Origin of the sequence: Rheinheimera sp., assembly GCF_036568245.1 — a bacterium.
Taxonomy (GTDB): Bacteria; Pseudomonadota; Gammaproteobacteria; order Enterobacterales; family Alteromonadaceae; genus Alishewanella.
The window spans coordinates 1-5,010 of the sequence record NZ_DATCSY010000235.1 but is presented as its reverse complement, the minus strand read 5'-3'; the positions used below and the strand labels follow the sequence as shown (position 1 = coordinate 5,010).

At 50.8% G+C, this 5,010-nt stretch carries 2 protein-coding genes and 1 pseudogene; 1 reads left to right on the top strand and 2 read right to left on the bottom strand.

Going from position 1 to position 5,010, the window contains the following annotated elements; all coding sequences use genetic code 11:
• Both VIN66_RS10835 and VIN66_RS10830 read right to left on the bottom strand, forming a co-directional pair.
• Positions 1–1,561: hypothetical protein (locus VIN66_RS10835; protein WP_331924009.1), on the bottom strand; the 1,561-nt coding region annotated here is incomplete at its 3' end.
• A gap of 260 nt (positions 1,562–1,821) precedes the next feature.
• Positions 1,822–3,206 (bottom strand): annotated as a pseudogene (locus VIN66_RS10830) (class II fumarate hydratase).
• 363 nt (positions 3,207–3,569) lie between these two features.
• Here VIN66_RS10830 and VIN66_RS10825 point away from each other — a divergent pair.
• The coding region (locus tag VIN66_RS10825) for a proton-conducting transporter membrane subunit (RefSeq protein WP_331924008.1) at positions 3,570–5,010 on the top strand (1,441 nt) is incomplete at its 3' end.

The following is a 5,010-nucleotide window of genomic DNA, read 5'->3' as shown; positions in this document are numbered from 1 at the left end:
ACCGGCTCGCAGCTGTGGCGGCTGTATCGCCTAAAGCAATTTCGGTTTCCAAAATCCGGTTGCCACCGCTGTTGCCCGTTACGCCCATTAATAACGTAAAGAATTTGGGATAAACGCCATCAGCCGGTGCTACGTCGCTCAGTTTGGCACGGCTGCGGTCGGCGCTGTTGGCCGTGCTGTCAAAGCGGATAGTACCATCGCCGTTGGCGCTGAACAGGTTTGGCTCGTCAGCACCACCGCTTTGCTGGGGCTCAAACTTACTCAGGCTGCCATCTGCCAATGTAAGGGCATTGTCCGCAAAGGGCTGCAAGCTGCCGTCGTAGCTGATCCAGTCGACACTGGCAGGCGGTTCTACAGGGTCAATCGGTACAGGTTCCGGCTCAGTTGGTTCAGGCTCTGTCGGTTCAGCTGGTGCACACAGGCCGGGACTTGGCGGGGTGTCTATTTTACCGGTACCGGCATAGGCCAGCACTGTTGCTTTAACATTGTGTACTGGCAACAGGCTGGTACTGTAATCATAAGGCGGTGTCAGCTCACCGGTTGATTCGGCTGCCTCACCGGCGACGACGCCGTCATCCGGGCTTTCCTGCCAGGTGACATCATCAAATATATTGTCAACCAGCTGCCAGAAGCCTGGCTCCTGACTGTACATAGACATTACCGGGTTTTTCATATTGGCGAAGTGGTTATGCTCGATACGGATCACGGCGCCCATTCTGCTGTTAATGCCGCTTTCGATAGCACCGTCATAGAAGTTGTTGTAGATGTGGCCTTTACCAAAGCGGAATAGCGGCAAGCGCGAGTTTACGTTGTACCAGTGGTTATGGTGGTAAGTGATGGTGCGGTCGTAATTATCGCTGTCGGATGAACCAACCAGCGAGGTCTTCCAGCTGTGATGCAGTTTATTAAACGAGATAGTAATGAATTGTGCGTCACCTTTGGCATCGACCAGGCCATCATAATAATCTTTTACCTGCTCTTCGCTCAGGCTTGGGTCAGCCACTGTCAGGCTATTATAGATTTCGTTATGGTCAATCCAGATATTACGCACCGGCCCTTCCATACTGATACCGTCGCCAGGTGCGCCCATATTGGCGCGTACGTGATGAATGCGCAGGTTGCGGATAATAATGTTCTGTGCCCTGACAATGTTAAAACCAATACCGGCCATTTCGCCCTGATTACCCAAGCCGATAATAGAGATATCTGATACATCTTTAATATCTATTCTGCTGTCTTGGGCATTTTGCAGTGTAATGCTGCCATTTACCCATATTGTTAGCGGGCGTGCCGGGTCTTTATTTTTTATCGCGTTGATCATTTCCTCACCGGTACAGACGGTGATCTCTACCTTGTTTTCGCCACTGCCGCCGGTTGTGCCGCCATTTTCACTGGCGTAACCGTAAACGGTATCAAGATTGGTAAGCGCAATAACGCCGGTATCGGGTTCTGGTGTTGCAGTACCGGTGTCCGGCACAATTACCGGATCGTCATCACTGCTGTTGCAGCCAAGCAGCAATGCACTACCCACCAGCATTGCAAGAAGAGTTTTATTGAACATGATAGCTACCCTTTGTTTCAGGGGTTGCCCGCTGTACTGCTAAATCAGAGATAACACCCTGTTGATCTGAAATAATTATTTTTATTTAGCAGCCACTGTTCTAATTTTGTCTACCGGTGGCATTTTTGTGGTGCAACGCGGCAGGGAATGTGTGCTGCATTGCCAGTTATGACGGAAACAGGGGAGCCAGCGCAAGCTGACTGGCTAAAACGACAGAAGTTTTAGCCAGAATGTTCGCATTTGAACTAAAAGCAGCAATATCAGCCGATATTGCCACCTTCGCACAACCGGGCCGGATCCAGCAGTTTTTCCAGCTCGCTGCGGCTATAGCTGGTATGTTCCTGTGCCACATCGATAACCGGCCGGCGTTCTTTGTAGGCTTGCTTGGCTATTTCAGCTGCCTTGGCATAACCAATTAACGGGTTTAATGCTGTCACCAAAATAGGATTCAGTGCCAGAGCCTTACTGATGTTGTCTTCACGTACAGTAAAACCGGCAATAGCCTGTGTGGCGAGCGCTGTGCAACTGTTGCTGAGCAAGCTGATGCTGTGCAGCAAATTATCGGCAATCAGTGGCAGCATCACATTCAACTCAAAGTTGCCTGATTGGCCAGCGATAGTAATAGTGCTGTCATTACCAATGACCTGAGCGCAGACCATTGCCACGGCTTCAGGAATAACCGGGTTAACTTTACCCGGCATAATCGATGAGCCAGGTTGCAGCGCCGGCAGTTCTATTTCGCCCAGCCCAGCCCAGCCAGAGGCCCGGAATTCATCCAGCGCAAATCGTTGCTGATTTTCATCAGACACACAGCAAGCCGTTTTAATGCACCTGATGTGGCCACGGCAGTGTCCTGCGAGCCGATGGCGCTGAAGAAATGCTGCGCGGGGCGAAACGCTAAACCGGTGTTGCTGCTTAACACCTGACAGAATTTATCGGCAAAGGCAGGATCAGCATTAATGCCGCTACCTACTGCAGTTCCACCTTGCGCCAGCGCCAGTAGCTGTTCCAGTTGTTGTTGCAGCTGCTGTTCAGCCAGGTTTAGCTGGTCTTGCCAACCGCCAAGCACCTGAGCAAAACTGACCGGCATGGCATCCATCAGATGGGTACGGCCGGTTTTCACCAGCTGTCCTATCTGGCTGATTTTACTGCTTAGCTGCTGTTGTAGTTGCTGCAGGGCTGGCAGTAATTGCTGTTGCAGCGCTATAGCGGCACTGACATGAATAGCACTGGGGATCGTATCGTTACTGCTTTGGCCCAGATTAACGTGATCGTTCGGGCTAACGTTCTGGTTAAGCGCTTTGCTGGCCAGTGTTGCCAGCACTTCATTCACATTCATATTGCTGCTGGTGCCAGAGCCTGTCTGGAATATATCCAGCGGATAATGCTGCATGTCGGTGTTACTTAGCTGCTTATCTGCAGCCTGGCAAATAGCTTTGCTAACAGCGCTGTCGAGCAGGCCAAGCTGCAGGTTTGCCGTAGCTGCGGCTTTTTTTATCTGTAACAAAGCCCGGATAAAATCTGCTGGTAAAGTCCGGCCGCTTATCCTGAAATTCTGCACGGCACGTTGTGTTTGCGCCTGATATAAAGCGTCAATCGGGACCTGTAACTCGCCCATACTGTCGCGTTCGGTTCGGGTTTTCATACGCTTTGCTCCTGTGTATCGGTTGCCGGCAGAATGTTAGTTGTAACCTGTTTAGCAAGATGCCGCCAGTTTGGTGATAAAAGTTGATGCTCGCGGTGCGATAAAGGCCTGAAATATTGCGGCAAGTACCCTGCATAAGCAGGGGCGTGGCGCTCAGCTTTTATAGACTTTTCCGAGAGATATGGGTATAAATAGCCGAATTAATGCCAACAAACTGATTTTTCTGCCCGCCCAATGTTGCAAAGGCAATCTGTCTTCTATGCTTAGTTAACTGCCTATGGATATCAACAACTTAATCTGTACGATTAGCGGGACAGTATAAAGTTTCAGTCAGGTTAATGATAAGAAGGACATGCGACAGTTATGACACTGATGTGGATTTTACTCCTGCCGCTGCTGGGAAGTCTGGTGCCGCTGTTTACGTCGAAGTGGGGGCGCAGTGCCTGCGCGCTGGCGACGGCTTTGGCACCGGCGGCGGCACTGGCCATCTTGCTGTTCTACTCAGGCCGGATCTTATCCGGCGATACACTGAGCTTTGTACAGTCGTGGGTGCCTTTGCTGGGGCTGGATATCACTGTCCGGCTTGATGGGCTGGCCTTTTTGTTTGGCTTACTGATCCTTGGCATTGGTTTGCTGATTATCCTTTACGCCCGTTACTACTTGTCTGAACGTGACTCTATGCCACGTTTTTATGCGTATCTGATGCTGTTTATGACAGCAATGCTCGGCATAGTACTGTCTGGTAACCTGTTGCAGCTGTGGTTGTTCTGGGAGTTAACCAGTATCAGCTCATTTTTGCTGATCAGTTTCTGGTGGCATAAAGCAGAAGCTCGCCGTGGTGCTCGTATGGCGCTGACGGTTACCGGAGCCGGTGGTCTGGCTTTGTTGGCTGCATTTATTTTGATAGGCGAAATTGTCGGCAGTTATGACTTACAGCAGGTGCTGGCCAGTGGTGAGCTGATAAAACAGCACAGTGCTTATCCGGTGGCGCTGGTATTGTTTCTGCTGGGATGCTTTACCAAGTCGGCCCAGTTTCCGTTTCATTTCTGGCTGCCAAATGCCATGGCTGCGCCTACACCGGTAAGTGCTTACTTACACTCTGCCACTATGGTGAAAGCCGGTATCTTTTTGCTGGCACGGTTTTACCCGGCATTGTCGGGTACCGAATTGTGGTTTGTGCTGGTGAGCGTAACCGGCCTCGCGACATTATTAATCGGTGCCTATCTGGCGTTGTTTAAGCATGATCTGAAAGGGCTGTTGGCGTATTCAACCATCAGTCACCTCGGCCTTATTACGTTACTGTTTGGCATGGGAACCGATTTAGCCGCTGTCGCTGGTTTGTTCCATATCATCAACCATGCGACGTTCAAGGCTTCGCTGTTTATGGCAGCGGGCATTATTGACCATGAATCCGGTTCGCGCGATATGCGCAAGCTAAATGGTTTGTGGCAGTTTATGCCTATTACTGCCACGCTGGCGATGGTGGCGGCATCAGCCATGGCGGGCGTGCCATTACTGAATGGCTTCCTGTCCAAAGAGATGTTTTTCGCCGAAACGCTGCACCAGCATTTATTGGGTTCGCTGTCCTGGGTTATTCCGGTGCTCGCGACCGTAGCTGCTGTTTTCTCAGTAGCATATTCAATGCGTTTTATTCACGATGTATTTTTCAATGGCCAGCCCAAAGGTTTAACCAAAACGCCGCACGAACCGCCACGTTATATGCGGGTACCGGTCGAAATTCTGGTGGCTCTGTGTATCCTGGTGGGGATTTTCCCCGGTTATCTGATCGGTGATTTGCTGCAGG